Annotated in this window: 38 protein-coding genes; 36 read left to right on the top strand and 2 right to left on the bottom strand. The window is 43.7% G+C overall.

From position 1 onward, the window contains the following. The 4 genes from OM95_RS07135 to OM95_RS07120 all read left to right on the top strand — a co-directional run bounded on the left by OM95_RS07135 (position 1) and on the right by OM95_RS07120 (position 3,006). On the top strand, positions 1 to 807 hold the full coding sequence (locus tag OM95_RS07135) for an App1 family protein (RefSeq protein ID WP_291515774.1): 807 nt from the start codon (positions 1 to 3) through the stop codon (positions 805 to 807). A 3-nt stretch (positions 808 to 810) separates the two neighbouring features. Continuing rightward, entirely contained in the window at positions 811 to 1,623 is an 813-nt protein-coding gene (locus tag OM95_RS07130; protein WP_041871902.1) for a hypothetical protein, read from the top strand. 2 nt (positions 1,624 to 1,625) lie between these two features. Beyond that, entirely contained in the window at positions 1,626 to 2,060 is a 435-nt protein-coding gene (locus OM95_RS07125; RefSeq protein ID WP_041871900.1) for a SufE family protein, read from the top strand. A gap of 76 nt (positions 2,061 to 2,136) precedes the next feature. Beyond that, positions 2,137 to 3,006, top strand: coding sequence for a serine protease (locus OM95_RS07120; protein ID WP_041871897.1), 870 nt, complete (start codon positions 2,137 to 2,139; stop codon positions 3,004 to 3,006). A gap of 58 nt (positions 3,007 to 3,064) precedes the next feature. Here OM95_RS07120 and OM95_RS07115 read toward each other — a convergent pair whose 3' ends face one another. Next, positions 3,065 to 3,421: a hypothetical protein gene (locus OM95_RS07115; RefSeq protein ID WP_041871894.1), complete on the bottom strand. Its 357-nt coding sequence runs from the start codon at positions 3,419 to 3,421 to the stop codon at positions 3,065 to 3,067. Between the two features lie 138 nt (positions 3,422 to 3,559). Beyond that, positions 3,560 to 4,237: a response regulator transcription factor gene (locus OM95_RS07110; RefSeq protein WP_041871891.1), complete on the bottom strand. Its 678-nt coding sequence runs from the start codon at positions 4,235 to 4,237 to the stop codon at positions 3,560 to 3,562. A 186-nt stretch (positions 4,238 to 4,423) separates the two neighbouring features. On the opposite strand from OM95_RS07110, the gene OM95_RS07105 reads away from it, so the two are divergent. The 32 genes from OM95_RS07105 (at position 4,424) to OM95_RS06940 (ending at position 22,807) form a co-directional block, all read left to right on the top strand. Beyond that, positions 4,424 to 5,110 (top strand): class I SAM-dependent methyltransferase, encoded by a 687-nt coding sequence (locus OM95_RS07105; RefSeq protein WP_041871889.1) that lies wholly within the window; start codon positions 4,424 to 4,426, stop codon positions 5,108 to 5,110. 275 nt (positions 5,111 to 5,385) lie between these two features. Further along, complete coding sequence (locus tag OM95_RS17180; RefSeq protein WP_291515773.1) at positions 5,386 to 5,547, top strand: hypothetical protein; 162 nt, start codon at positions 5,386 to 5,388, stop codon at positions 5,545 to 5,547. Next, positions 5,540 to 6,217: a hypothetical protein gene (locus OM95_RS07095; RefSeq protein WP_041871885.1), complete on the top strand. Its 678-nt coding sequence runs from the start codon at positions 5,540 to 5,542 to the stop codon at positions 6,215 to 6,217. Before OM95_RS17180 ends, OM95_RS07095 begins: the two co-directional genes overlap by 8 nt. Continuing rightward, positions 6,217 to 6,501, top strand: a complete 285-nt coding sequence (locus tag OM95_RS07090) for a hypothetical protein (protein WP_041871883.1) — start codon at positions 6,217 to 6,219, stop codon at positions 6,499 to 6,501. Before OM95_RS07095 ends, OM95_RS07090 begins: the two co-directional genes overlap by 1 nt. 9 nt (positions 6,502 to 6,510) lie before the next feature. After that, entirely contained in the window at positions 6,511 to 6,690 is a 180-nt protein-coding gene (locus OM95_RS07085) for a hypothetical protein (RefSeq protein ID WP_041871880.1), read from the top strand. A gap of 341 nt (positions 6,691 to 7,031) precedes the next feature. After that, on the top strand, positions 7,032 to 7,259 hold the full coding sequence (locus tag OM95_RS07075) for a helix-turn-helix transcriptional regulator (protein ID WP_041871875.1): 228 nt from the start codon (positions 7,032 to 7,034) through the stop codon (positions 7,257 to 7,259). After that, positions 7,243 to 7,569, top strand: coding sequence for a hypothetical protein (locus tag OM95_RS07070; RefSeq protein WP_041871873.1), 327 nt, complete (start codon positions 7,243 to 7,245; stop codon positions 7,567 to 7,569). The genes OM95_RS07075 and OM95_RS07070 overlap by 17 nt, the downstream gene beginning before the upstream one ends. A 44-nt stretch (positions 7,570 to 7,613) precedes the next feature. After that, a complete protein-coding gene (locus OM95_RS07065) occupies positions 7,614 to 7,832 on the top strand; it encodes a hypothetical protein (RefSeq protein WP_041871871.1) in 219 nt (72 codons plus the stop codon). Positions 7,833 to 7,842: 10 nt separating this feature from the next. Beyond that, entirely contained in the window at positions 7,843 to 8,148 is a 306-nt protein-coding gene (locus tag OM95_RS07060) for a hypothetical protein (RefSeq protein ID WP_041871869.1), read from the top strand. Continuing rightward, the gene (locus OM95_RS07055) at positions 8,145 to 8,549 is read left to right on the top strand and encodes a hypothetical protein (RefSeq protein WP_041871867.1); all 405 of its coding nucleotides are present in this window, start codon (positions 8,145 to 8,147) and stop codon (positions 8,547 to 8,549) included. The genes OM95_RS07060 and OM95_RS07055 overlap by 4 nt, the downstream gene beginning before the upstream one ends. 400 nt (positions 8,550 to 8,949) lie before the next feature. Next, a complete protein-coding gene (locus tag OM95_RS07045) occupies positions 8,950 to 9,180 on the top strand; it encodes a hypothetical protein (RefSeq protein WP_041871862.1) in 231 nt (76 codons plus the stop codon). After that, positions 9,173 to 10,015: a DNA cytosine methyltransferase gene (locus OM95_RS17175; protein ID WP_291515771.1), complete on the top strand. Its 843-nt coding sequence runs from the start codon at positions 9,173 to 9,175 to the stop codon at positions 10,013 to 10,015. Before OM95_RS07045 ends, OM95_RS17175 begins: the two co-directional genes overlap by 8 nt. A 237-nt stretch (positions 10,016 to 10,252) precedes the next feature. Then, a complete protein-coding gene (locus OM95_RS07030; RefSeq protein ID WP_041871854.1) occupies positions 10,253 to 10,663 on the top strand; it encodes a hypothetical protein in 411 nt (136 codons plus the stop codon). Positions 10,664 to 10,891: 228 nt separating this feature from the next. After that, positions 10,892 to 11,227 carry a hypothetical protein gene (locus OM95_RS07020; protein WP_041871849.1) on the top strand — a complete coding sequence of 112 codons (336 nt, stop codon included), beginning with the start codon at positions 10,892 to 10,894 and terminating at the stop codon, positions 11,225 to 11,227. Beyond that, the gene (locus tag OM95_RS07015) at positions 11,224 to 11,439 is read left to right on the top strand and encodes a hypothetical protein (RefSeq protein WP_041871847.1); all 216 of its coding nucleotides are present in this window, start codon (positions 11,224 to 11,226) and stop codon (positions 11,437 to 11,439) included. The genes OM95_RS07020 and OM95_RS07015 overlap by 4 nt, the downstream gene beginning before the upstream one ends. A 163-nt stretch (positions 11,440 to 11,602) precedes the next feature. Further along, on the top strand, positions 11,603 to 11,929 hold the full coding sequence (locus tag OM95_RS07010; protein WP_041871845.1) for a hypothetical protein: 327 nt from the start codon (positions 11,603 to 11,605) through the stop codon (positions 11,927 to 11,929). A 70-nt stretch (positions 11,930 to 11,999) separates the two neighbouring features. After that, positions 12,000 to 12,722, top strand: coding sequence for a hypothetical protein (locus OM95_RS07005; protein WP_041871842.1), 723 nt, complete (start codon positions 12,000 to 12,002; stop codon positions 12,720 to 12,722). Between the two features lie 154 nt (positions 12,723 to 12,876). After that, the gene (locus OM95_RS07000; protein ID WP_041871839.1) at positions 12,877 to 13,221 is read left to right on the top strand and encodes a DUF1064 domain-containing protein; all 345 of its coding nucleotides are present in this window, start codon (positions 12,877 to 12,879) and stop codon (positions 13,219 to 13,221) included. Further along, a complete protein-coding gene (locus OM95_RS17170; RefSeq protein WP_291515769.1) occupies positions 13,221 to 13,394 on the top strand; it encodes a hypothetical protein in 174 nt (57 codons plus the stop codon). Before OM95_RS07000 ends, OM95_RS17170 begins: the two co-directional genes overlap by 1 nt. Continuing rightward, positions 13,394 to 13,789, top strand: a complete 396-nt coding sequence (locus OM95_RS06995) for a hypothetical protein (protein ID WP_041871836.1) — start codon at positions 13,394 to 13,396, stop codon at positions 13,787 to 13,789. The genes OM95_RS17170 and OM95_RS06995 overlap by 1 nt, the downstream gene beginning before the upstream one ends. 18 nt (positions 13,790 to 13,807) lie before the next feature. Next, positions 13,808 to 14,158 carry a hypothetical protein gene (locus OM95_RS17165; protein WP_291515768.1) on the top strand — a complete coding sequence of 117 codons (351 nt, stop codon included), beginning with the start codon at positions 13,808 to 13,810 and terminating at the stop codon, positions 14,156 to 14,158. Positions 14,159 to 14,466: 308 nt separating this feature from the next. After that, positions 14,467 to 14,607, top strand: a complete 141-nt coding sequence (locus OM95_RS17160; RefSeq protein ID WP_291515765.1) for a hypothetical protein — start codon at positions 14,467 to 14,469, stop codon at positions 14,605 to 14,607. A gap of 52 nt (positions 14,608 to 14,659) precedes the next feature. Then, entirely contained in the window at positions 14,660 to 14,902 is a 243-nt protein-coding gene (locus tag OM95_RS06985) for a hypothetical protein (RefSeq protein WP_041871834.1), read from the top strand. 20 nt (positions 14,903 to 14,922) lie between these two features. Then, positions 14,923 to 15,342 carry a hypothetical protein gene (locus OM95_RS06980; RefSeq protein WP_291515763.1) on the top strand — a complete coding sequence of 140 codons (420 nt, stop codon included), beginning with the start codon at positions 14,923 to 14,925 and terminating at the stop codon, positions 15,340 to 15,342. Continuing rightward, the gene (locus OM95_RS06975) at positions 15,339 to 15,701 is read left to right on the top strand and encodes a hypothetical protein (protein WP_041871829.1); all 363 of its coding nucleotides are present in this window, start codon (positions 15,339 to 15,341) and stop codon (positions 15,699 to 15,701) included. The genes OM95_RS06980 and OM95_RS06975 overlap by 4 nt, the downstream gene beginning before the upstream one ends. Continuing rightward, complete coding sequence (locus OM95_RS06970; protein WP_041871826.1) at positions 15,694 to 17,073, top strand: terminase family protein; 1,380 nt, start codon at positions 15,694 to 15,696, stop codon at positions 17,071 to 17,073. The genes OM95_RS06975 and OM95_RS06970 overlap by 8 nt, the downstream gene beginning before the upstream one ends. Beyond that, a complete protein-coding gene (locus OM95_RS06965; protein ID WP_041871823.1) occupies positions 17,073 to 17,387 on the top strand; it encodes a hypothetical protein in 315 nt (104 codons plus the stop codon). Before OM95_RS06970 ends, OM95_RS06965 begins: the two co-directional genes overlap by 1 nt. Next, positions 17,387 to 17,665: a hypothetical protein gene (locus OM95_RS06960; protein ID WP_041871820.1), complete on the top strand. Its 279-nt coding sequence runs from the start codon at positions 17,387 to 17,389 to the stop codon at positions 17,663 to 17,665. Before OM95_RS06965 ends, OM95_RS06960 begins: the two co-directional genes overlap by 1 nt. A 47-nt stretch (positions 17,666 to 17,712) precedes the next feature. Continuing rightward, a complete protein-coding gene (locus tag OM95_RS06955; RefSeq protein ID WP_291515761.1) occupies positions 17,713 to 19,755 on the top strand; it encodes a hypothetical protein in 2,043 nt (680 codons plus the stop codon). Positions 19,756 to 19,894: 139 nt separating this feature from the next. After that, complete coding sequence (locus tag OM95_RS06950; protein ID WP_041871813.1) at positions 19,895 to 21,139, top strand: hypothetical protein; 1,245 nt, start codon at positions 19,895 to 19,897, stop codon at positions 21,137 to 21,139. A 61-nt stretch (positions 21,140 to 21,200) separates the two neighbouring features. Further along, positions 21,201 to 22,394: a phage major capsid protein gene (locus tag OM95_RS06945; protein WP_041871811.1), complete on the top strand. Its 1,194-nt coding sequence runs from the start codon at positions 21,201 to 21,203 to the stop codon at positions 22,392 to 22,394. 59 nt (positions 22,395 to 22,453) lie between these two features. Continuing rightward, a complete protein-coding gene (locus tag OM95_RS06940) occupies positions 22,454 to 22,807 on the top strand; it encodes a hypothetical protein (protein WP_041871809.1) in 354 nt (117 codons plus the stop codon). The last annotated feature ends 61 nt before the right edge of the window (positions 22,808 to 22,868 follow it).

The raw sequence follows: 22,868 nt of genomic DNA, 5'->3' as shown, positions 1-22,868 counted from the left end.
ATGGTGAAGTATTTTATCGCGCTTTTTATTCTTGTTTTTTCCCAGCTGCTATCGGCGCAGACGCTTTTTGTGAGTGATGTTGATGACACAATCAAGCTGGCGCACGTAAAGGATTTTAGTTCGGCGGCCCGTTATGCCTTTGATGATAAAAGCCGTTTTCTGGGAATGAACGCTCTTTATCAAGCCATCGCCAAAGAAAACTCAGACATTCAGTTTGTTTATTTATCCAAAGCTCCCGAATGGCTGATGGCGCGCACGCACCGAAACTTTCTTAAAAACGGAAGTTTCCCAGCGGGAACGTATATTGGCAAAAGTGAATATGATAGCGATGTTCATAAAATCACGCATCTGCGCCGCCTTATGGAAGAATATCGTCCCCGCAAAGTCATTCTTATCGGCGACAATGGCGAGCAAGATGCGGATATTTACGCGCAGTTGGCACAGGAATACGCCAACCAAGGGATTGAATTCCATCAGTTCATCCGTATTGTTTATAACGACACTCCTCGGGTCGAATGGAGCGCGATTCTGCATCAGGGACAGACGGGTTTTGTAACTCCTTTAGAAATTTCTTTTGAACTGGAAAAAGAGCGTATCTTGAGTTATTCCGCTGTGGAAACTTTGGTGAAGTCTCTGGTGCCTGAATTTTTGCAGGCGCGCAGTTATGCTGATGAAGGCGATGTGGCTTTTCCTTATTTCGTGAATTGCCAAACCTTCGTATGGCGGTGGGACGACAGTCTGCAAAGGTTTGATACAATGAAATTTTTAAAACAAAGACTGGTCGATCGCTGTCGCCTGAAAATGTAAAGAATGTTATTAAAATACCAACTGCCACGAGTTTATGAGAACCTCTTGCCCCGCGAGATTCTGGATTTTTCACCAGAGGAGAACAAAGCCACCTGTGATTCGTGCGCGATGTCTCGGCCTCGCCATAAAGGCAAAATTCACTACCGCGAAGATTTAAAGTGCTGCACCTTTCATCCTTTTTTGGCCAACTTCATGGTCGGGGCTCTTTTTAAGGAAGAGTCCTCCACTCAGGCCCACGCTGTTTTTCGTGATAAAATGGCCCGCCGCGAGTACGCTCTGCCGATCGGTCTGGTCGCCCCGGTGAAGTACCAGGTCGCCTTTAATAATCGGACGGAAGGGGAGTTTGGGCAAAAAGAAGAGTGGTTGTGCCCGTACTACAACAAGGAAAAACAAAACTGCAATGTGTGGCGAAATCGCGGTGTCGTCTGCACCACTTTTTTCTGTAAAAGTTCTTACGGCAAGGCTGGAATTAAATTCTGGGAAAAGATGAGCAATTACCTTTGGTTTGTAGAGCTGGCTTTATTGGAAGAAGCACTCGTCATGCTGGATTTTTCGCCACGTCAGATTATGGAGCTTTTGGACTATCATAATCGCTATGATGGCACGGCCGCGGAAAAAAAATCCTGGGTCTTGCCCGAGTCTAAAGCGAAAGATCTTTGGAATGGTTACTACGAAGATCAAGAAGGCTTTTATAAGAAATGTCACGATGTCGTGATGAATATGAACAAGAAGTCTTTTCATGAACTGATTGGCGAACAAGGTCAGTCTTTGGAAGAAGATCTATTTACCCTCTTGCCGAATTTGAAAGTGATATAAGTATGAACATCCAGGAAAGACAGCAAAAAGTAATTCAAGATTTTTCCGCTTTGAATCAGTGGGAGGATCGCTATAAAAAAATTATTGAAATGGGTAAAGCCCTTCCGGAAATGCCGGAAAATTTGAAAACCGAAGAAAACGTCGTCAAAGGTTGCCAGTCACAAGTCTGGTTGTCTGCAAATTTAAATGAGCAGGGTCAAATACAGCTTCAAGGTGATAGCGATGCTTTGATTGTGAAAGGTTTGGTTGGACTTTTGTTGTATGTTTATTCCGGAGCAAGTCCCAGCGAGATTTTATCGACACCTCCCGAGTTTTTGAAAGCTTTGGGCTTCGAAGGAAACCTTTCTCCTAGCCGCGCCAATGGTCTGCATTCGATGTTGAAACAAATCAAACTCTACGCGACCGCCTTCGATTATCTTCTGAAGACTAAAAAATAACGTTTGTCTTTCACTCTCACTTTTCTCAGACTTTTTAACAGAGGGATGTTCAGGAAGAACATTCAGAGGGGAAAAAGTGAAAAGGAATTCATTCGTAGCGACAATGAGTGTCGCGCTTGCAGCAACGTTTTCAGTTGGATTTGTTAACATCACACCCAAAGTTATTTATGGTGACGACAACCGAGTCGACGTCTACCAAGTAACCAGATCGGACATTCGCGAAATCGCCGACTCTACGGTGGCTTTGATTCCCACTCGCGATATTCAAAATCAAGGAAACGGCCTTATAAAAATTCTGGCATCTTCTTTTGGAACCAGCATGAATCTATGTTCTAGTGAGCCTTTCTTCGATCAGCCAGCGGCGGCGAACTGCTCAGGTTCGTTGGTGGGTGAAGATTTAATCGCAACAGCCGGTCACTGTGTCAGCAACGCCGATTGTTCTCGTTATGCTTTCGTCTTCGGTTACAAAATGACTGACGCGAAGACCGCTCCAGACACGGTGTCTGAAAGTGATGTTTATAGCTGTAAAGAAATCGTGGCCCGTGAATACACAGGCGCGCAAGATTACGCTTTAGTGCGTTTGGATCGCCCGGTTCGCGGTCACCGCGTTTTGACTTTGGCGCAAACGCCAGCGCGACCTGGTGATGCTATTTACGTTGTCGGCCATCCATCAGGTCTTCCTACGAAGGTGGCCGACGGAGCACAAGTGCGCGCTCAACAAGGAGCTTTCTTCACTTCGAATCTGGATACTTACGGTGGAAATTCAGGATCTGCGGTGTTCAACGCAAGAACGAATGAAGTGGTAGGTATTCTTGTTCGCGGAGCTCAGGATTTCACTTATGACAGAACGAAACAATGCACGGTTTCTAATAAGTGTACAGAGGCCGGTTGCCGTGGTGAGGACGTTACGAATATTTCCTACATCGTGAATGCCTTGAAAAAATAATTGAACGATGATTCAAAAATAAAAAAGGGAGCCTCAAAGCTCCCTTTTTTATTTTCAGCTACTGAAGATGAATTGGCGTTCCTGATTGGTTTTGTTCCGCATCAGGAAACTCTTGATCGGGGTTGGGATTTTGCTGAATAGCCCCTTCTTCAGGCTGACAATTTGAACTGTGATTTTCCAAACGAGCCAGTTCCTCTTTTTGTCCTTCATAACTGACCTGCGGACAAGGGACCAAAGAAGGGTCCTGTTCTGTGCTGGCAGGTTGACGATCCACGCGGTCGACCAAGTCCCTTTGGGTTTCTAATTTCATGGCATCCGTGGCAGAACCATTTAAAGGAAGTCCGGGTTCTTCAGGGGTTCCTTGAACCAAATGGGGAAGGATAAGGAGAGCTGCTACGATAAGAGCTTGTCTCATAACCACCTCCGTAACGTTGAATTACAAGCTTATTTTATCACGAATGGGAATAGGGGGTGGAGGTTGTCAACGCGCTTAGGACGTTTTGCAGCGAAGCTTTCATTCAAATAATTGCTGGTCATGTTTAGCGACAAATACTTACGATTGTTTTTCGAACCGATAGCCCGAGCCATAGACAGATTTTATCTCCCAGGGCGTGCCATCAAGCTTCTTACGAAGTTTCGACATATGCGTGTCGATCGCACGATCGACGACCGTGGTGCTGCCACCCCAGACCTGATCTAAAAGCTGCTGTCGGGTAATGACGGTGTCGCGGTGTTTTGCAAGATACAAAAGAATTTTAAATTCAATAGAAGTGGTGTCGAGATTCTTCGTTAGGTCCGGGGTTTCGCAACTGATTTTTTGCATGGTCAGGTCAAAATGAAGTCCGTCGATTTTCAAGACAGCCGACTCATTGTGTTTGTTTTTCTTGCGCAGTTTGGCTTCAATCCGCGCGCGAAACTCGACAGGCTCAAAAGGTTTGGTGACATAATCCTCGGCACCTAAAGAGAAGCCAATAACCTTGTCGTGCACCTCGCCGTGCACAGTGAGGATGATCACTGGAATGTCCTGAAGTTGTGCGTGATGATGCATGTAAAAATCAAACCCGCTGCCGTCGGGAAGTTGCACATCCAGAATCACCAAATCAAAAGGTGAAGTGATATGTAAGGTCGCTTCTTTAAGTGTGTTTGCGCATATTACATCGTGGGTTGAAAGAGTTTCTTTAACCACCAGTTGATTGGTCAGGTTGTCCTCAATAAGTAATATTTTCGCCATGCCTGAGTTCTTAGGATGTCATGGCCGCGACGGCAAGGCAAGAGATGACCTTAAATGAAAGGCAATTTAGTCCTGATTCGGTCCTGTTTAAAGGCAATACACATTTTAAATTCATCGCGCTCTAAAAGAAGCAAATGCCGAGCAATTTCCTTGTTGTTTTATTGGCAACCTGCCTAAGATCAATTCATGTCACAGTTTTTTTCCAAAGAATCCTCGCAGGCCTATGATGAGAAGAACAGCAAGCTGGCTCCTATTTCAGGGGCTATGCATTTTTTAATTCAACTAGTTTTGCAGGATTTGCCTAAGCAGGCACGCATCCTGTGTGTCGGTGTTGGAACGGGCGCAGAAATATTGTCATTGTCAAAGGTCTATCCTGAATGGACCTTTGTGGGAGTGGATCCTGCTGAAGGCATGTTGGCAGTGTGCCGTGAGCGCCTAGAGCAAGCCGGCGTTTTGAATCGCTGTGAGCTTATTCATGGATATGTTCAAGATGTTCCTCATGGCGAAAACTTCGACGCTGTTTTAAGTGTTCTCGTGGGTCACTTTGTAAAGCGAGACGAGCGTTTGGGTTTTTATCAAAATATGACCGCACGTCTTCGTGAAGGCGGTTATCTGATCAACACCGAGATCAGCTTTGATCTGAACTCTGCCCAATTCCCCCTGATGCTAAAGAACTGGGAGCAGGTGCAAGCTCTGATGGGTGCCACTCCTGAATCTTTAGCGACACTTCCGAAGCAACTGAAGGATATGCTCACTGTGCTTTCAACGCCAGAAACAGAGGATCTGTTGCGCCAAAGTGGGATTGCAATTCCCGTTCGATTTTTTCAAGCTTTTATGATTTCAGGATGGTATGGAAAAAAATGGTGCGAATAACTGGACTTGAACCAGTGACCTCTTCCATGTCAAGGACACATAAGCTAAAAATGTAAGTCATTAAATTAGCTGCGCTTTTCTCTGATTTTTCAGTAAATACAACAGTTTAAGCATTTGTTTTTTGCTGTCAGTATTTCTCAAATTTTATCAGGATTTTTGCGTTCCAGTTCTAAACCAGTTCTAAAAAATGGACCTAGATTACATCCCATGAATTTTAATTTTTCACCGCGTTGAAGGGGTTCGCGCGGTTGTTTCAGCACGTTCATGGAGGGGTTATGTCCAGCACAACAGGGCAGATCAAAAAGCTTCAGGAGCAGCTTCAAAAGCTCCGCAGGGACTTCATCAAAGCGGCCGACGCCGAAGAGCAGGCCATGATTAGCAATCGAATCAGCTACCACATTAAGGCTCTTCGTGAGCTTGGGGTTAATCATGGCTAAGAAGTTCACTGACGCCAATAAATGGCGAACAAAGTGGTTTAGAACGCTTTCAAATCAAGCAAAGCTAGTATGGATATACCTTTGCGATGAATGCGACGGTGCGGGCGTTTTAAAGCCCGATTATGAGCTAGCAACATTTCAGGTAGGATTCGAGTTTGGACCAGTTGATCTAAAAAACTGGTTCGGCAAGAAAATTCATTTCATCAACGAAGATACAATCTTGATCGTTCCGTATTTTGAATTTCAGTACGGATCTTCAAAAGACACTTGGTCTGCCAAAATCAAAGCTCGCGAAACATTGGAAAGTTTGGGTTTCACAATCCTCAACAACCAAGTCTTAATTTCACAAGAGAGCCACAGTCCCCCCACAGTGGGGACACAAGAAAACACTCTACTAATTAAAGGTATAGTTATAGGTAAAGGTAAAGTTAAAGAAGAGGTTCCGAATTTTCGCAAAGAAGCGGAGCGCTACCTTCAGGCTGTTCGCCTATATTCCTCCGATCATCAAGCTGAAGCATTCCTTGGTGAATCTCGAAAAGATTGTCTCGCCTACATCGGCGGCATTCCGTTCGTTCGAAAATTGAAACAAGAAGACAGCTGGGACGTTAAGCGTCTGGCCGATTTGATTAAAGATGCCTGGGAAACAATTAACCAGAAAGAGAGTGCGTAGTGAAAGGTGAAGAGATTAAAAAGCGTCTCGATGCAATGAACGCCTACATCAGAGAAATGGAAACACATTTGAAGTCATTTGGTTTCCTCGCTGGTGAATATTCGAATCTGAAGTGGGATAAAGACAAGCACAATAATTGGCGAATTCTTCTAGGTGAAAAACCATTAATTGAAGCGAGTCTAATGGACAGAATCGACAATGTGAAAAGCATTAATGGATTGATTGAAGTCATTGAAAAGAAATGTTCTGCCGAACTTGAAGTTCTGAAACATTTAGGAATTTAAGGAGAGCGCATGACGAACTCAGAAACAGTAGAAGAATTTCTGAAGCGCGGCGGGAAAGTAAAAAAGCTTTCTCCGATAAAGCCCAAAGACTCTGGAAAATACGGCAAAACGAAGTGGCGCTATCACATGGCCGACGTTCGACCTAGCGATAGTGATGTTCAAAATTCTTTTAAACGAAAAACAAAATAATTTTTAACCAACCTGCAAACGAGTAACGGCAGGTGGCAATAGGCCCGGGTTCTGTGGTGGTTCACCGGGCTGATTTGAAAGGGAATGAAGATGGAAACAAAAGGGAATGATCCGATTTTTAAATTTTGCGACGCTTACGGGAAAGTCGTAAATCACGGCCTCTCAAAGCGCGAGTATTTCGCTGCGATGGCGATGCAGGGGTTGTTGTCGAATCAACATATTACACAACAAATATCCATCTCTAGATTAAGCTCTGACGATGAATCCAAGGTGTTTGCATTGATTTCTACATGGAACGCCGACGCCCTAATAAAAGCCCTAAACGAGAAGAAGGGGGAGTGATGAAAAAACTTAAAATTGAAAAAGTTAGAGAAATTCTTGGAAAACGAATTCGTAAAAAACGAAGAGAATTAGATATTACACAAAATGAACTTGGCAAAAGAATTGGATGCGTGACGAGTTTCATTTGCGAGATGGAAAAAGGCAGACGATCAATGAGTACAGAAAATTTATATAAGCTTGAATGTGTACTTGGTCCACTGTGGGGTAATTATGACCCAGAAGCTTAATAGATATGACCTAACTGTTTACGAAGTTCCATTTGAGGGATGTCAAGGAGATATGGCCCCATCCGTTGATGGAAAATATGTGCTTTTCTCCGACATTCTGCCTTTGATTGAGGCTTTGAAGTTTTATGGGTCGGTAGATACCTGGATTAGCAAAGAGTTTGATGAAAAAAACAATCTTATTGGGTGGACACAAAAGAAGCCTAACGATGTTTCAATATTTCCATATTCGATAGGAAATTCTAACGGAAATTTTCATTGCTTAGGCAGAAAAGCCCGCGAAGTTCTCAAAAAGATTGGCGTAATACCGTAGCCCCACAAAACCCGAAAGTGAACCTTCCCGTGGAGAAAATGCAGATGAGTGAAATGGAAAAGAAAATCAGAGTGCTTGAGTTCTCAAACAGTGTTCAGCGTGAAATCATCAACCTTCAGCGTTTGTATATTCTTGATTTGAAAAAGACCTTGCCTCTATCCGACGAAACCAGATGGGGCATGATGCTTGAACACGCAATGAAGCGCCTGGAAGAAATCCACAAGCCGAAAAAAATTAAAGAAACTTCTTGCAAGTCAGCTTAAGTTTTTCCGCATGGAACTTGTTGAAGGAAAAATAAAGCGAACAAACCTTACCGATGCTGAAATTCTTGAAGTTGTGATGCGGACCATCACGCATCTTGAAGAAGGCGACTCTATATCGCTCGCCAGGAAAAAAGCGACCAAGGGTTTGAGCCCGACGGATAGAAGGCGCGTAATAACTCACCAGATGTACGTCGCGGCGTTAAATCAGTACTTGGTAAGGGTAGGTAAGGGGTTTCAATATCGCGTCTCTAATGGGCTTTTAGAAGTTATTAAAAAACTAGATGAAACTAAAGTAGTGAGGAATGTGGGAGTATGAAACCAGACCTAGTTAAAGCGTTGGGAGTGGAAGTAAGGAGAGTCTGTGTCGTTGATAATAGCTTTCCGAATAATACCGTCAATTATCGATCCGTAATCTATCTGGAAGATCTCCGCGCCGCCTTAGAGAAGCTGCCTGTGATGGAGGGCAAAATTACATTCGTTGGTACGCCAGATAATCCGCAAGCTTACGCTAAATTTGAAGTTGTAGATAAGCCTCACTGCACACACTCCGCTCGTCTCTTCGCAATCGAGGAGATTAAGAGGGAACCATTGAAGGTGGAGTACACAGTCGCCTTTCCAGAAGGTCATCGTGCTTTTGATGTTAACGGTACTGAGTTCGGATCACAGCTAGCGGGTGGTCGATTCAGAGTGCGTTTTGAAGAAATTAAAGAGGGGTAGTTATGTATGAAGTAATTAAACACGCAGCGGTCATGTCCGATCAAGGCTGGATCTTTCTTGGAAAGTGTCACTCTGATTGCTTTCACCAAATGAGAAATGTTGGCGTTGAGAACCCAAAGGGATCTTTCAACCAAGGGTTCGTTACAAATCACGGTCGTTTCGTTCCTCGCAACAGAGCTTTAGATATAGCGGTTGCGGCTGGGCAATGCGAAAGAGGACCTGCTGACGTATTGATTTCTGAAATGCTTTGGAGCGAACGTGACGCTGGCCGATTCAATTACGATTCAATCAATGGGTACACGCCGAAGCTTGTTAAGCAGAATTATAAATACGCCGTATGCAGAGGCTCTAAAGCTCTAGGGACTGCTTGCGGATCTTGTGAAAGATGTTTGGAGAATCAATGACCCCCTCAGACAAAAAGGCGAGTGAGATGGCAAACAACTTTAAGCCATTTAACTACGGAAATTCAGAGGAAGAACAGAGAGATGCTTTCATTGAAGGCTTCAAAGCAGCCCTCGAACTGGAAGAGGTAAAGGGGATGGAGGAGGCATTAAAATTATATGCGCCTCATGGTCTTAATGCCAATGAAGCCCTCACCGCTTGGAAAAAGTTTAGGGGGGAAGGTGCTTAATGGCTTGGATCTATTTAGCGGAATCGGGGGCATCTCACAATCCTTGGCGCCGTGGGTGCGAACAATTGCCTATTGTGAAAAAGAGCCAAGTGCTCAGCGCATCCTTCTTTCCCGGATGTATAGAGGCGAAATCGACAGAGCCCCTATCTGGGATGACGTTACTTCTCTTCGAGGATCAATGCTTCCACCAATTGATATCATTACCGGAGGTTTTCCATGCCAGGACCTCAGCTCTGCTGGGCTTCAAAAAGGCCTGGGTGGAGAGCGGTCGGGTTTATTATTCCATATTATCAGACTTGCAAAAGAAACAAAGGCCCCGATTCTATTTCTCGAGAATGTCAAAGGAGTTAGCCCCTTCATTAAGGCTATCCGGTCTGAAATTGAAATCCTTGGCTATAAGTGCCGGGATGGATTTATTTCCGCCGGCGACGTTGGAGCAAAACACAAACGAGAACGTTGGTTCTTATTGGCCTACTCTAGTGGTTTCTCGAAAAACTTACGACCGGCAAAAGAACGGATCTGTGACACCAAGCTTATGGTGGCTATGGAAGCACGGGAAACTTCCGACTTTAATGGCATCCGAATACAAGAGGATGTCGGGCAATCTTTCGGATTTAAAAAGAACGAGCCCTTCAGTATCGACCTTTTGGAGGGCGACAACTGGGACAAATATGCCGATTTCCTTTTGCGAATGGATAATGGGCTACAGCATCGGGGCGACGCGATCAGAGCCTTGGGCAACGGCGTGGTTCCGAAGCAAGTCGAAACAGCATTTAGAATCCTTAGCGGGATAGGAGTTAGAAATGAATCAACCCAACCCCAGGAGTGTGTGTGAGTAAAAAAGTAACCGTAACAAAAGCATATATCGATTCATTGAAGGCAGAGCGGGCTCGTCTAAAGAGTGAACTCGAAGAGGTCAAGTTAGACAGAGATAAGCATCGGAATTATTGGGTGAAAATTTATCGGGAAGTCATTTCAATCCACGGGCGAGGCCAACACGTCAGTTGCCCTTGGATAATGGAGTCTATGGCTAAGCATTTTAACAACGTAAAATCTTGGTATTGGGGTTGATATGACCGAAGAAGCGAAGAAGAGGATGGAAGCGATAATTGAAGACCTTTACAGCAAACCTCGTGGTCGTCGTATAGCGGAAGAATTATATAAAGCCGGAATGCAGGACCCTGATGCTGGGAAAGTTGTCGTTCAAGACCACCTTGGATTGTACGAGCGAATAGGTAGGGCACTAAAAGATACGGGCGTTCCCCTCACAAGTCACGAAATGGCAGAGATGAGACAAGTCATTCGTTCTTACACACAGATAAAAGCTGAAAACAAGAAACTTCGAGGAGCGTTGGAACAAGCTAAAGACGATTTGTTTTCTTGCGCAGATAAGTTTGGATATGTTTATCCATCTTATTGGGAAACGGCTTTATCAATGTTTGAGAATGCTCGTAAAGCCCTCTCATCTGGGGGTGAGGGGTGAAGAAAGCAGGTTTATACATCCATAAAAACACAGGAATAATCTGGCAGGTCGATAAGGTTGAATATTATCCAGCCTCAGTTGTTCCAGATGGAAGTGGCGAGTTCTCTCTAATTATTAGCGGAATGTACGACGGCAAGAAGAAAATAAATAGATGTCTTATTAGAGGATCGCAATACAAAAAGTTTTTAAGGCTGGGTGATCTATGACCACAAAATATGGAGGTGAGTGATGAAAAATGACGAATTAAAAAACAGATTTAGTTACGAGTTTGATTACTGGAAGTCCACACAAGGATTTGAACCAATCGAACTTTTAGCAACCTACGACAATGCGGTATCTTACGAGATGTCGTGTCTTCATGTATTTAAACTGAAGCGTGGTTATGCAACCGTACATGAATCAGGTTGTTCTTGCTATTGCTCTGGCGATGCTGAGATAGAAATATTCCCAACTTTGGTAGCGTTGAAAGAATCATTAAAGAACACGTCACGAGATGAATATAGTCACGGAGAACTTGCAAGAGAATGCCTTAAGCAGTTGATGGGGAAGAGAGACACCAAATGACCACACCAGTTAAGCCGAGGGAGAAATGGTGGGGTAGGTACTCGGGAGACCTCACTGTTAAAGATACAGAAGATATTGAAATTGTGGTGGCGCCTAAGGCGAACTATCAAAGAGCAATAGATGGACTGAAAGCCGTGCTCGATGAACCTTGTTATTGTTCCAATTGTCACGGCATTGCTGAAGAAACTCTTAAAGAATTGGGGGAATTGTGAGTAGAGTATCTAAGTTCGACGACAGAATATACTTTTGCACGAAAACAAAAAAGTTCATTCATCTCAAGTGGGATCATTCAGTTGATGGAGTATCTAAGTGGTGGTGGACTAACTTTAGTGATAATCACGGTTACATTTCTGGCAAGCTGAAGACTCCTAAAACATGGGTAAAAATGGCGGTCTATCCAGAAGGAACAATGTCAAATTTATTGAGGTCAAAATGAGTGAAGTGAAGTTTGATGAAACTGCATTTAAAAAATGGTATGAGTCGTCCCCAGGTGCATTTGGATATACTCCTGTAGCGTGTGCCCGCTGGCAATTTGAACAGCTCCAATCCGAACTCAAAAAGAAAGATGAGTTGTTGCGGGAGTGCGAGAAGGTTCTTGAAAAATACAAAAATCAAGTCTGGATTATTAGTCATGATGTAGAGTCAGAAGATCAATTTGCAGCAAGAAAAATGCTCCAAAAACTCCGCGAGGTGGGGAAATGAGTTTTCCACAGACCGAAAAAAATTAAAGATTTTTCTTGCACACCGAGGTTTATTTTCCTCGGAGGTGCAAATGTCATTTTTAAAACGAATTATTTCTGCGATTAAATTGGTTTTTTCCAAACCAAGTTCACCAAAAACTGATTCACCAGTTTCTTACCCTGTCCCGCCAATCAATGAGCCTGCAAGCTCAAATCCGAACGAACGAGGATCTTTGGCTTGGTATGGTGCTAATTACGACAAGGCTGAAATCAACCCAAAATACCTAAGCTCAGCAAAGAAAGCCGCGCAAACGGTTTTAGCTGGTAAAGAGCGATATAAGGTCATTGCTGACCACTTTGGACTTCCTTGGTGGGTGATCGGCTGTATTCATTGGCGTGAGGCATCTTGCTCATTTAAAGGCGTTTTACACAATGGCGAAAAGATCATCGGGACCGGAAGAAAGACTTCGTTAGTTCCAAGAGGTCGCGGTCCGTTCGAATCATGGGAAGAAGCTGCGATTGATGCGATTAAGTTCGATTCGATCGACACAAAATGCAAGCGCTATGGCCTGTCGCTAGAGGGTATTTTGAAAGCTCAAGAGGCGTACAATGGCATGGGTTACTTCAACTATCATCCAGATCAGTTGAGTTGTTACCTTTACTCATACACAAACCTAGTTAAGCCATACGGTCGCTACACTCATGACGGTAAGTACGACTACAACGCCGATGCGAACGATTACAGCGGTATCGTGCCAATCATTAAGCTATTAGCAGAGCAAGGCGAAATTGAGCTTGTGAGATTTCAAGCGTGACCAAAGACCAAGAGTTAATAGAAGAAGCCGCTCTTTGGAGTGAGCTTCTTAATCAGTTCACAATGCAGAGCTTGAGTATCCCGAGGGTGAAAAAGATGTTCAGGCTGATTAATGCGCATTTAGCGAGAGTGCAAAGAGAGATTAGGGAGGGGAAGTGAAACGTCCATTCCGAAAATACGGCAACAGAAAAACCACAATCGAAGATAAAACTTTCGATTCTCGAAAAGAAGCGCGGGAATACTTACGACTTAAAGCTTTGCAAGAGCGCGGGGACATCAAAGGTCTCAAATTCCAAGTGAAGTTCGATTTTCCGATCAACGGCAGGCCTGTGCGCTTTGTGGATTCAAACAGAGTCATGCACTACGTTGCAGACTTTGAGTATTTCGATTTATACGGCAATCGCAAGGTTGTCGACGTCAAAGGTTTTAAGACAAGAGATTATTTAATTAAGAAGGCGCTGATGATGGCGGTGCACAACATACTTATTGAGGAGGTCTAATGGAAATTGTTTTTACTGCATTAGTGGCTATTTTTTTTGGCTTTATATTTCATGGCGTCGGGAAAGATGACCAGAAAACTGAAATTATAGAAAACAAAGGCTTCTGCGTGGAAAGAAAAATCACGGGGGTCGATTTTAAGAAGTGCTACAAAATAGAAGAGGTAGGAAAGTAATGAATTTAGCATTGTATATTTATTTGTGTGAGGTAGTTGGAAGTTTAGACGGCATGTTTGCTGCCTTCTCTATTGTTTCAGGAATTTTAGTGTGTGCAGGAATTTTCGGCATCTTAATGCACCAAGATTTTGATCAATTCAAAAGAGGTGAAGAGTTAGTGAAGGCGAAGGCGGGTCGAAAAACTTTTATCACCGGCGTTAAAGTGTTAGCCGCACTATGTCCGACTTTCGCATTGATTGCTGCGGTTATCCCCTCCCAGAAAACAATGTACGCAATGGCAGCGGCCTACTACGGCGAGCAAGCTGTTAAATCAGAAACCTTCCAGCGCCTAAACGGAAAAGCCATGCAGCTTCTTGAAGTTAAAATTGATGAGTTATTGGAAACTAAAAAATAAAAACAAAGGAGGTCTTAAATGGCTTTAGAAACACTAAAAGGAATTAACAAAGTAAATGGTTCAGAATATGTGATTAGCTGCGAAATTGGTAAAATGAGTGAGCCGAGAGCACATATTCATGTGATTCATGATTACAACCAAATCTTATTCACACTGCAAAATGGCCCCGTTAAAGAGGTCGGAGTAAATGGTTGCCAGGTTGTTGATATGATCGCTGTTGCAAAGCACATCATTGAAAAACTTAACGAGAAGTTTCCGTCATCATATAATGAAGATACAATCAAAGCTCTTGGTGATGCATTAGATTTTCAAGAGATGCGAACGCTAGATAGAAAACGCAGGGAAGTAGAAGGCTTGTCAAAAGCTTAATTTTATCCCCCTCTTCGGAGGGGTTTTGTATCTTTTTGTGCATGAATGCAAACACTGCGGCGCCAAGATCAAAGCCACGGGATGGGAGGCGGTGTGATTAAAAAATGGTTCACGCCTTTTTGGTGTTATTTTTTTGGACATGACAAGTACTATCCTCATCCCAATAGGCATATGTGGGGGTGTTGTCGGTGTGGTAACGGGCCCGGTGATAGATGAAACCTAAAATTATCATAGTAACGTCATACCAAGACCAAATTGACGTTGAAATATGTCCTGATCGCTTTTGTCCGAAGGGATATATCTACTTCATGACTGATCGGTCAAAACCTCTGATTAATTACATCAAGGATCTTTATTCTACTGAGAAGGAACTTAACGAGTGGATCCGTGCTTATCAAAACGCTATTAATGGCCTGAACTATTGGAAACAAAAATCTTTACAACGCTAATAGCATTTGCAATGCTTTAAATGTAACTAACACGCGCACATTATGAGGATCTATGAAAGGCTTAGAGCAAATTCAGGCGACTCTTCAAGTACTGACAGATTCATTCCATGCAAGGTTTAATCGCAAGCTTTCCAAAAAAGAGTTAAAAGATTTTATTCTTGAATTAAGGCGGCAAAAAGAAATCATCACTCTTAAAACTCAGTTTGGAGATTGGACGCCGGAAGAGCTTAGCTTACTTATAAAGGAAATCGACGAATCACCGCTTACCACTTTTGCAGATAAAAAGGTCAAGTAATGTCTGGCTCTAGAGCAAGGATGCCCAATAAGACATCTTTGACCCTGAGATCAGAGCTTGAAAGGCGCGGCATTGACCTGCTCGAGATGCAGCTTGCCATCTACAACAAAGCCATGAGCGCATTTGACGAAAAAAGAGGGTGTGCAGATGGATATGAAGGCGATGAGGACAACCCGCCAAGTTCTCCAAAAGATACGGGCGCAGCTTATCTTGCCGTAGCAAATCAGGCTGTCGGAACACTTGCTAGGTACTGCTATCCAACTATGTCTGCCGTGAAAATAGAAAACATGGACAAAGAAGTTAACGAAAAAGTTATCGATGCAACAGAAGTTCGGGCAAAGATTTTGGCCGATCCATTTGCGGCCCAGGTCGCTCACAAAGCAACAACAAGCACAGACACTGGATTGCCGATACTCGTCGGCGGAAAGAAGGAAGAGTGATAATAGGTCATCTAACTAAAGAGCAAATCGAAGAAATTGGAATCGATCTTTTCGTTCAATGTGTGAAGTTTACAAGCGAAGATAAGATTGAAAACCCATACATCACGTTAAGACTGAATGTTCTGGGGATTATTTATTCAGTTCAGGTTCCAAAGCATGATGCAAATGATCCTGAAAATATCAAAGCAGCATGGAAACAATTAATCCATGATTTCGGCGTCATGCACATGATGGGGCAGTCGAAACGGATCCAAGACGGAAGCCGCGAGTTGACTGAAGAAGAATACAAGATGCTTGAGGCCAAAAGAGCCCCAAAAAATCGCAAGGAAAGACGGGCGTTAAAACTTATTGATGCTTAATGATTCTGAGTTAGCACTTTACGAGATACTCGAGGGCTTGCACCGTAACTGGAGCCCCCTCCCGTGGCAAGTAGGTCTCGGCAATGCTTTGTTTTATCAGAACATCAAAGACATCGGCGCTCAATGTGGCCGATCTTCTGGAAAGACAGACATTGCCGCCTACTGCACATGGAGATACGCCATGCAGTTTCCTGGCTCAGAGAATTACATTTTTGAACCATTACAAAAGCAGGCAAAAGAGATCTTGTGGGCTCCGAGTCGCATTCAGAACTTTGGACCCAAGGAATGGATGGATGGAGAGCCAAACAATACCGAAATGCGTATCAAGTTTAAGAACGGCTCTTTCATCAAGATTGACGGTTCTGACAACGTTGATGCGCTTCGCGGTATTAAGCCAAAGGGCCTAGTGGTTTACGACGAGTTGAAGGACCATAAGCCTGCATTCATCGATGCTATGGAGCCAAATAGAGCAAGGTATGATGCCCCCGCATTGTATTTAGGGACCCCACCTGAGGCTCACAATCACTATGTTGATTTAATGGATGATCTAAGGTCTAGATCGGACGCATTTTGGACGAGAGCAACATCGTTCGACAATGTACACAATTCGCGGGCCTTTTTGGAAAGACAAAAGCAGAAGCATATTGCAAAGGGTGAACTTAATAAATGGCTTCGTGAGTACGAGGCGCTCTTTGTAAAAGGCGGTAAAAACTCGATCTTCCCGCAAATCCTGAACAGGACATTTCCAAAGTTTGAAGACATTTGCCCAAAAGACTTAAATAAATGGATTTTGTGGGTTTGCTTTGACCCGGCCTCCACATCTACTTTTGGCGTTGTCTTACTGCTATTCAATCCGTACACCAAGCGCGTAATTGTCTTTGATGAGCTTTACATTCAGGAAGCAGAAAAGATGACGGCAAGGGCCGTTTACGATGCTGTGAGCGAAAAGCTTGAGCCAATTCGCGCAAAAGTACGAGAGGTTGAGTATTGTTACGATGAGGCGGCGGCCTGGTTTAAAAATGAAATCAATGAAATCGATCAAAAATGGTGGATGACGCCATCAAATAAGACCCAGTTCGGCGCAGACGGGTATATCAACTTAGTCCGCGCGGTTTTAAATAAAAACCTTTTAACGATTTGCGACAGCTGCCCCAAGCTTATTTGGGAGATGGAGTCTTACATCATTGATGAAAAAGGAAAAATCCCAAAGATCAATGACCACAACATCAATGCTTTACAGTATGGGCTTGGTGCTTGTGGATTAAATCTTGAAGAATTAGAAGAAAAAGTTATCATTCCAAAAGAAGAGCCTCGCGCCTTCCGCGTTGAGGATGAGATTTCTGTCGGAAACCCCTATGCGGAGTTTGACTAATGGAACAAAAGAAATGGCGACCCCAAGATTACTTTGGCTGGTCTGAATCAAACGGGTCCTCTATGGCTGAAGCTATGAGACGCGCTGTTGATGATTTAAAATCACAAGTTGAAATTCAACAAGAGCAAGAAAGAATGCTTGGACAAGGTGACGTGCCTATTAATCGAAGTGTTCAGCGCAGAATGATGCTTATGAAACAAATGGGAATTGATCCTAGTATGATTGACACACCACTAAACTCCGGCCCCTCTGAGGAAGATCATGAGAGGGCACTAGAACTCGGAATCAATCTGTATCCTCTGGGGGAAAGATAATGCTAATTGCTTCTTTCGTACTTTCAACAATCGCACTTCTTGCAAGCCTAGGGTGCCTAGTAATCATGCTTGCTAAGAATTATTTCTCAACTCATGTCGTGCAAATGCAGCCTGTTAATCCAATGGGTGACATGATGGAACAATTCTCTAAAGAAATCGGCAAAACTCTTGGTAATCCATATCGAGAGATTGACGACCCGATCGACGACCAAGAGCGGGAGTATTTAGAGCAAATTAAGAACAAAAAACAACCAGGGCCCCCACCTAAAGCTATCTAATAGACCACGCCGCGCTTTTATTTTCCTCATAGAAAGGGGACGTAAAAGTGAGCGAAGCAATAACATGGGAAGACTTGGAGCAGATGAATTATACTGCTCCGCCGAAGCCGTTTTTTGCAATTGATCATTCCGATGATGATGCAGTTTTAAATTGGCTTAAACAAGAGCTGCTAACTCTAAGAAATAAGCGGCAGAACTACCTTGAACGCGCAAAAAACAATGTTTTGCGATACAAGGGATATCAGTATTTCAATTCAATTTACTATCCTAGAGATGTCTTAGAGACGCAGAGAAAGTACACGCCACAGGTTGTACTTCCCATGATTTCTGATGCAATTGACGAGAAAACGTCTCGTCTATTGGAGATGAAGCCTGGAATTGTTGTTCTTCCGATGCACGATGAAACTCGTGATAAGGTTGATGCGAAAATAGCAAAGCGATTCTTGGGGCATATCGAGCGCAAGCAAAAGCTAGATCTTAAGTACAAAAAACTTCTGACAAGCTCACAGATTGCCGGTGAATCGTTCTTATGGACTAGATGGAACCCGGACATTGGCGAACCTTTGCAAGAAGTCGCAACCGCACCGGATGAGAACGGCACGGTTAAAAAGCAAAGACTTTTCCAAGGAGACGTTGAGGTAGTTCATAAAACTGTTCAATGGCTCTTTTATGAAGACGCTGACACTTGGGAAAACGTAAATTATTGTTTTATCATAGAGCTTGATTATGTAGATGCTTTGAAGCTCGATTATCCTCATCTTAAAGATAAAATCACAGAAGATGCAGAGGCGAAGGTATTCGACTTCGATACCATGCAGCAGGTAACACTTGCGGGTAAATGTCGCAAGATTACTTTCTATCATAAAAAAACCAAGTACATGCCTGAAGGCTATGAGGCTGTCTTTACCGTAGGCGCACTTCTAAAAAAAGGTGCTTTGTCATACAATCACGGCGAACTTCCAATTGACCGCATGGTTGATATTGAGAACGACGAGGAGCTTCAAGGGCAGTCTAGCATTGATAAAGTGCGTGGCATTTCCTCGACTGTTAACAACCTTTTAAATTCAGTCATTAAAATGTTCATGCTTGCGGGCTATGCAAAATGGTTCGTAGAAGGTGGATCCGTTGATGACCAACAGCTTAATAATGACGTGAACATCGTCAAAATTAAAGCGGGCGCAAAGGCCCCGGTGCTTGCGCAAGCAAACCCGGTAGGGCAGCAACACTTTAATTTTATCAGTGAACTAAAAGACTGGTTCTATACGTTCATGAAATCAAATTCTGTGGTTCGCGGTGAGCCGCCTCCAGGGGTAACGGCGGGCGTGGCCTTGCAATACGTTTCAGAGTCTGAGTCTCGTCGTATGCAATCAAGCGTGACTCTTTTCAATGCCGTGAGACTTGCGGTTAATGAAAAGATCTTAAAAACCTGCGCACAGTTCTATCAAAAAGATGATCAACGCAACATGCTTCTTTTGGGTAAAGACAATCGCTGGGAAAATTTCCCGATTGAGATTGAGTCTTTACAAAAAGACTATGCTGTTGAACTTCAGAATACGACGGGTCTAGCGGACTCTAAGGCTCTAAGAACACAGCAAGTCATTGATCTTGGTGAAAGATATCCAGAGCTTTTACCACGGGAACAAGTCCTCGAGATGACGGGTCTTGCTCAAGGTGACAAGTTCTATGACGTGGGTTCTGCCGCCGCTCGCGCTGCCGAAGATGAAAACGAATATATCCAAGACGGTAAGGGCCAAATAGATCCCCAGGTCTATGAAGATCAAATTACCCATTGGAAGATTCACGTTCAGAGTATGCAAGCGATGGGATTTAAGCAAAAGGCACCGCCTGAAATTCAAGCAGCAATGCAAGATCACATCATGGCTACTGAAATGCTAATGATGGATATGTCATTAAATAATCAAGCTTTTGCTCAAAGGATTATTGTGGAGTGCCCTCAGTTCCCGCTGTTCATGGAAGTTCCTCCGCCAATCCCGCAGATGGGCCCAATTCCGGCAGATGTTGAATCGCCAGCTCCGCAACAAGCTGAAGTAAATCCACAGCAGGAAGTTATGGCAGATTCTCAATTCTAAAAATAAAAAACCCCGATGCTCTTAACATCGGGGCAAGCCCTCACCAAAGCTTCGAGAGACCAACTCGCGCCTTATTGCGATTAACGCAAAATTGGACATCAAAGGCAACCGAAAAAAACGGACCTTAAAGGAGTAAAATATGTCTGAAGCGGCTACAGGTGCGGGTTCCACAAACCCAAATATTAACGTCACAAATCCAACAACATCAAATGACGGCAAGGGAAGAATTGAAATTGAGTCAGGCGGTGGACCACTCACGTTCGATGAACTTGAGCAGGTTTTGGGAGATAAAAAGCGTGGAAAATCGAAAGATGACAAACCCAAGCAAGATAAATCTCAGGACCTAACGAGCGACAGTGACAAAGGCAAAACGGCAAAGTCTGATGCAAAAGAAAAACCAGAACCTAAGGCGAAAGAGTCAAAAGATAGTGAGAAGTCGGACGCCGAAGAAAAGCCAGCAAGAAAAACAGTAAAAGCAAAATTTCAAGATACCGACCTGGAATTAGACGACGAAACACTTATTCCTGTAACGGTTAATGGCAAGGAAGAAATGTGGACTCTGAAAGAGCTCAGAGCAGACAAGTCTGGCAAAGTTGCATGGGATAAGCAATTTACTGAGCTTTCAAAGTCAAAAAAAGAAATTGGCACCAAAGAGCTAAAGCTTCAAGAAATCTCAAACAAGATTAGAGATGCATTTGAAGAACCAGACTCTGACATGAAAATGTTCAAGATGGCACAAATTGCTGGAGTTGACCCAATCCAGTTTCGTCAAAAATTTTTAAACGATAATATTTCTTTGCTTGAAAAATTTTATGCAATGTCTGAAGATGAGCGTAAGGCCGATGCCTTGGCTTATGAAGCTAAGATTCAAAAGCATCGCGCGGACACTCTTGAAGAGTCGTCGAAACAGGAGCAAGCGCACCGCGCACTCTCTGCAAAGATCGATAGTCTTAGAGCAAGTCATCAAGTTTCTGAGGAAGAGTTTGCTAGTAGATATGAGCAAATCGAAGCCTATGAAAGACAGATGGCTGCGAAATACTCTGACTACAAGCCCGCTCAAATAACCCCAGAAAGAATCATCGAAACAATCGAGAAGGATCGCCTTTGGAATGCGACCGAAGAAAGAATCAAAACGCTTAGCCTCGGATGGAATGAGGAAACTAAGCGCAAGAATCTTCTTAATATGGTCGATAAAGCTTACACATTAGGCTTTAAACCAAATGAGATGGCCGAAATGGTCGATGAACTTTGGGGATCTAAAAGAACTCAGCGAACTATCGAAGCAAAACAAAAGCAGAAAGACGAATTTCTTCACGGGAAGAAGGATGTTCCCAAGGTTGGTGGAAATTCAGAATCCGAGCCTTTGTTCTTCGATGAAATTTAAAAACTAAATAACAGAACTTTTTAACAACTATTGCCCAATAACTATGGGCCTAGGAGTAAAGATGTCAGCGTTTTCATTAACAGCGCAAAGTGCGTTGTTCAAAACGAAATTCGGGAAGCTTTCCGAGAATGCGTACAATAGTGCGAATCCTATTCTTGGAACTATTAAAAAAGATTATCAATTCGTCGGTGAAGACTACAAGGCCGCTGTGCCCACATTCTTCTCGGGCGGCGTTGGTTCTGGTCAATTGCCAACGGCAAACCCAGCATCTGCTGTAAAGGCGACACTTGTTGCAAAACGTGTGTATGCAACTACAGAAATCGAGCGTGAGGCATTAAAGGCATCAAGTTCAGATGAGGGCGCGTTTGTTGAGGCGATGAAATGGAACGTGCAAAAGACTGTTGAGTCTTGGAACCGAAATGCTTCGCGCATTATGTTCGGTGACGGGACTGGTGCTCTTGGTACTATTAGCGCAAATGCTACAGGTACAGCGGCGAATCCAGTAATCATCATTACGGACGCGACATGGGTTGAAGGACATTGGGAAGAAAATGACTACGTCAACGTAGGAACAGACGCGTCTGTATTCCGCATTGACGAAGTCATTCCATCGACTCGCACAGTTGAGTTGACTCGTCTATCTGGATCTTTGGATCTAACGTCTTCCGGCGCAAGTGCTATCGTGTACATGCAGAACTCTAAAGACAATGATCCAATTGGTCTAAAAGGCATCTGCGATGCGGTTCCAGGCGACACTCGCTACGGTGTTGCGGTTGCTCGTAGATTCCAATCTACTCAAATCGCAGCCGGCGGCTCTGGTATCTCTACCGACATCATGAATGAACTTGTTTCTAAAATCATGTTCAAGTCAGGTAAAGCGCCTAAGTTGTTGGTAACTTCTTATCTTCAAATGCGTAAGATTAAAAACTTCCTTGAAGATCAAAAGGTTTACCAAATCGACCCGCGCGCAAGCGAATTGAAAGGTAAAGTGTCTTGGTCAGGAATTGAGTACCTAGCAAATGGTTCTAAACTTGCAATCATTGAAGACCGCATGTGTCCAGATGACCGCATGTACGCTCTAAATACTGATTTCATCACAGCATATCACCGTCCTGACTTCGGTTGGTTCGATGACGATGGAACTGTATTCTTGCGTTTAGCCAACTCAGACGCTTACGGCGCTCGATACGGTGGCTACTACCAAAACTACATCATTCCTTCATTCCAAGGTGTTGTAACAGGCCTAGCGAAATAATTTGAGAGGAGCCTCGGCTATGTGGTCGGGGTTCCGCTCTTTCTTTGGAGGAATTTAAAATGGCAATCGGTATTAAATCCGTAAGCTCACAACAGCGCGGTCTTGAGATTATTGCAGTCACAAAAACAGGCTTAGGAACTCCAGTTCTTAGCGGTCTTTGCGCTAAATTCTGCACAATCGTAGATAACGGCGTTGGTGATTATACAATTAAAGTGAATGTTAACCGCCCAGGCGCACAACCTGTCATTGCAGCAGTTTTGCCTCATGGTCCTGGTTTCATTCATAAAGTTGTCGCTGAATCAGACAAATTACAGATCACAGTTAACTGTTTCGAAGAAGATGGGACAACCCCAGCGGAAATCGATTTTGATCTAATCGTTGTCGGATCAGATGCACAAACGCTTTTAGGTTAATTTTTAGCGGCGCGTTTGTTGTTTGGCGCGTCCGCTTTTTTCTCACTGAGACGGGCGTTAA

The organism is Bdellovibrio sp. ArHS (genome assembly GCF_000786105.1).
GTDB lineage: Bacteria > Bdellovibrionota > Bdellovibrionia > Bdellovibrionales > Bdellovibrionaceae > Bdellovibrio.
Note: the sequence above shows the minus strand (reverse complement) of the source record. Positions and strands in the feature narration are given on the sequence as shown.

Bases quoted from the DNA above. Each gene is read 5' to 3' on its own strand.
- OM95_RS07135 (WP_291515774.1), top strand. From the start codon at position 1: ATGGTGAAGTATTTTATCGCGCTTTTTATTCTTGTTTTTTCCCAGCTG.
- OM95_RS07130 (WP_041871902.1), top strand. From the start codon at position 811: ATGTTATTAAAATACCAACTGCCACGAGTTTATGAGAACCTCTTGCCC.
- OM95_RS07125 (WP_041871900.1), top strand. From the start codon at position 1,626: ATGAACATCCAGGAAAGACAGCAAAAAGTAATTCAAGATTTTTCCGCT.
- OM95_RS07115 (WP_041871894.1), bottom strand. From the start codon at position 3,421: ATGAGACAAGCTCTTATCGTAGCAGCTCTCCTTATCCTTCCCCATTTG.
- OM95_RS07110 (WP_041871891.1), bottom strand. From the start codon at position 4,237: ATGGCGAAAATATTACTTATTGAGGACAACCTGACCAATCAACTGGTG.
- OM95_RS07105 (WP_041871889.1), top strand. From the start codon at position 4,424: ATGTCACAGTTTTTTTCCAAAGAATCCTCGCAGGCCTATGATGAGAAG.
- OM95_RS17180 (WP_291515773.1), top strand. From the start codon at position 5,386: ATGTCCAGCACAACAGGGCAGATCAAAAAGCTTCAGGAGCAGCTTCAA.
- OM95_RS07095 (WP_041871885.1), top strand. From the start codon at position 5,540: ATGGCTAAGAAGTTCACTGACGCCAATAAATGGCGAACAAAGTGGTTT.
- OM95_RS07085 (WP_041871880.1), top strand. From the start codon at position 6,511: ATGACGAACTCAGAAACAGTAGAAGAATTTCTGAAGCGCGGCGGGAAA.
- OM95_RS07075 (WP_041871875.1), top strand. From the start codon at position 7,032: ATGAAAAAACTTAAAATTGAAAAAGTTAGAGAAATTCTTGGAAAACGA.
- OM95_RS07070 (WP_041871873.1), top strand. From the start codon at position 7,243: ATGACCCAGAAGCTTAATAGATATGACCTAACTGTTTACGAAGTTCCA.
- OM95_RS07065 (WP_041871871.1), top strand. From the start codon at position 7,614: ATGAGTGAAATGGAAAAGAAAATCAGAGTGCTTGAGTTCTCAAACAGT.
- OM95_RS07060 (WP_041871869.1), top strand. From the start codon at position 7,843: ATGGAACTTGTTGAAGGAAAAATAAAGCGAACAAACCTTACCGATGCT.
- OM95_RS07055 (WP_041871867.1), top strand. From the start codon at position 8,145: ATGAAACCAGACCTAGTTAAAGCGTTGGGAGTGGAAGTAAGGAGAGTC.
- OM95_RS07045 (WP_041871862.1), top strand. From the start codon at position 8,950: ATGACCCCCTCAGACAAAAAGGCGAGTGAGATGGCAAACAACTTTAAG.
- OM95_RS07030 (WP_041871854.1), top strand. From the start codon at position 10,253: ATGACCGAAGAAGCGAAGAAGAGGATGGAAGCGATAATTGAAGACCTT.
- OM95_RS07020 (WP_041871849.1), top strand. From the start codon at position 10,892: ATGAAAAATGACGAATTAAAAAACAGATTTAGTTACGAGTTTGATTAC.
- OM95_RS07015 (WP_041871847.1), top strand. From the start codon at position 11,224: ATGACCACACCAGTTAAGCCGAGGGAGAAATGGTGGGGTAGGTACTCG.
- OM95_RS07010 (WP_041871845.1), top strand. From the start codon at position 11,603: ATGGGTAAAAATGGCGGTCTATCCAGAAGGAACAATGTCAAATTTATT.
- OM95_RS07005 (WP_041871842.1), top strand. From the start codon at position 12,000: ATGTCATTTTTAAAACGAATTATTTCTGCGATTAAATTGGTTTTTTCC.
- OM95_RS17170 (WP_291515769.1), top strand. From the start codon at position 13,221: ATGGAAATTGTTTTTACTGCATTAGTGGCTATTTTTTTTGGCTTTATA.
- OM95_RS06995 (WP_041871836.1), top strand. From the start codon at position 13,394: ATGAATTTAGCATTGTATATTTATTTGTGTGAGGTAGTTGGAAGTTTA.
- OM95_RS17165 (WP_291515768.1), top strand. From the start codon at position 13,808: ATGGCTTTAGAAACACTAAAAGGAATTAACAAAGTAAATGGTTCAGAA.
- OM95_RS17160 (WP_291515765.1), top strand. From the start codon at position 14,467: ATGACTGATCGGTCAAAACCTCTGATTAATTACATCAAGGATCTTTAT.
- OM95_RS06985 (WP_041871834.1), top strand. From the start codon at position 14,660: ATGAAAGGCTTAGAGCAAATTCAGGCGACTCTTCAAGTACTGACAGAT.
- OM95_RS06980 (WP_291515763.1), top strand. From the start codon at position 14,923: ATGCCCAATAAGACATCTTTGACCCTGAGATCAGAGCTTGAAAGGCGC.
- OM95_RS06970 (WP_041871826.1), top strand. From the start codon at position 15,694: ATGCTTAATGATTCTGAGTTAGCACTTTACGAGATACTCGAGGGCTTG.
- OM95_RS06965 (WP_041871823.1), top strand. From the start codon at position 17,073: ATGGAACAAAAGAAATGGCGACCCCAAGATTACTTTGGCTGGTCTGAA.
- OM95_RS06960 (WP_041871820.1), top strand. From the start codon at position 17,387: ATGCTAATTGCTTCTTTCGTACTTTCAACAATCGCACTTCTTGCAAGC.
- OM95_RS06950 (WP_041871813.1), top strand. From the start codon at position 19,895: ATGTCTGAAGCGGCTACAGGTGCGGGTTCCACAAACCCAAATATTAAC.
- OM95_RS06945 (WP_041871811.1), top strand. From the start codon at position 21,201: ATGTCAGCGTTTTCATTAACAGCGCAAAGTGCGTTGTTCAAAACGAAA.
- OM95_RS06940 (WP_041871809.1), top strand. From the start codon at position 22,454: ATGGCAATCGGTATTAAATCCGTAAGCTCACAACAGCGCGGTCTTGAG.